Here is a 1,757-nt window from a genome sequence, read left to right on the forward strand (position 1 = left end):
CTCCTGGACGTCCCCGAGGACTACGGCACAGACCTGGATGCCCTGCACGATTCGCTGCACGACGTCGCGGATGCCGTGACAGACGACGGCGAGGCCCCTGTCACGTTCATCTGGCAGGTGCCCGCCGCGCTCCGCGCGGACCGCTCCTTCGGCGTCATCTGCGAAACGCTGCAGGACGCCGAAGGCTACGCCGGCAAGAGCCTGGACGTCATCGCCGTCTGCCTCTAAAGAGAGCTAGCACGCCACGCGGTGACGGTCAGGCCGCGGTGACGGTCAGGCGTTGACGATCAGGCCCAGCTCCGCTTTTGAGGCCAGGGCATCGTTCTTGGGGAGCACACGCACGGTGTAGCCGAAGGACCCCGAACGGTCGATCACCAGCGTGCCGCTGAAGAGGTGCCGGCCCTTGCCGAGGTCTTCGGCGGCCTTGAGCTCCGCGACCGTGATGTCCGTCAGCTCGTCGGTGTCCTCGGCCCGGCCGTAGGCCACCTCAACATAGACGTCGTCCGGTGAGAGCTCACGCAGCGCCACGTATGCATTTACCTGCAGCAGATCGCCGATCTGCGGGTCCTCGGAGACCCCCACCGAGTCGACGTGTTCGACCTGGATGTGCGGCCATGCGGCCCGGACCCGTGAGCTCCATGCCGCCAGGGCCTTGGCCTGGGCGTAGTTGTCCGCCACAGCGTGGCGCCCTGCGATCGCGGCGGGCCGGTACAGGACGTTGACGTAGTCCCGGAGCATCCGTTCCGCGGAAACCGCCGGGCCCAGGTGGGACATGGTGTGCTTGATCATCGAGACCCAGTGCGTAGGAACGGCCTGCGGGCCGGGCTGGGACGGTCCGGCAGCGCCCGCGGCGTCGGACACGGTCAGCCCGTAGAACCGCGGCGCCACCTGCGTTTCGAGCAGCTCGTACAGTGCCGCCGCCTCGATGTCGTCGCGTTCCTCCGGGGAGGCGTCGTTGTTGGCGGTCGGGATCGCCCAGCCGTTCTCGCCGTCGTACATCTCATCCCACCAGCCGTCCATGACCGAGAGGTTCAGCGAACCGTTCAGGGCAGCCTTCATGCCGGAGGTACCGCAGGCCTCCAGGGGGCGCAGCGGGTTGTTCAGCCACACATCACAGCCGGGGAACAGGGTCCGGGCCATGGCGATGTCGTAGTTGGGCAGGAACGCGATCCGGTGCCGCACGGCGGGGTCGTCGGTGAACCGGACGAGGTCCTGGATCATCTTCTTGCCGGCATCGTCCGCCGGGTGGGACTTCCCTGCGATGACCAGCTGAATGGGGTGCGTCTTGTGCAGCAGCAGCGCCTTGAGCCGTTCCGGGTCGCGCAGCATCAGGGTCAGCCGCTTGTAGGTCGGCACGCGGCGGGCAAAGCCGATGGTCAGGACGTCCGGGTCCAGGACGGAGTCCGTCCACGCCAGCTCGGCGTCGGCCGCGCCGCGCTTCTTCCACGCGGCCCGGAGCCGGCGCCGGACATCCTCGACCAGGGACACCCGCATCTCGCGCCGCAACGCCCAGAGGTCCTCGTCGGTGACGTTGTAGGCCAGGTCCCACCGGCCCTGCGCCTCCGCCTCGGCACCGAAGTGGTCCCGCGCCAGCGCGGCGATGCGGGGGTCCACCCAAGTGGGGACGTGCACGCCGTTGGTGACGGAGGTGATGGGGATTTCGGAGTGGTCGAAGCCCGGCCAGAGGGCGGAGAACATCCCGCGCGAGACCACGCCGTGCAGTTTGGCCACACCGTTGGCCCGCTGGGCCAGCCGCA

Annotated in this window: 2 protein-coding genes; one reads left to right on the plus strand and one right to left on the minus strand. The window is 68.7% G+C overall.

The window, feature by feature from the left end:
* Window positions 1-228: barstar family protein (locus LQV45_RS29955; protein ID WP_230010810.1), on the plus strand; the 228-nt coding region annotated here is incomplete at its 5' end.
* A gap of 45 nt (window positions 229-273) precedes the next feature.
* Here LQV45_RS29955 and glgP read toward each other — a convergent pair.
* A partial coding sequence (gene glgP, locus LQV45_RS29960; RefSeq protein WP_230010813.1) for an alpha-glucan family phosphorylase occupies window positions 274-1,757 on the minus strand: 1,484 nt, incomplete at its 5' end.

The organism is Microbacterium sp. Bi128 (assembly GCF_918698205.1).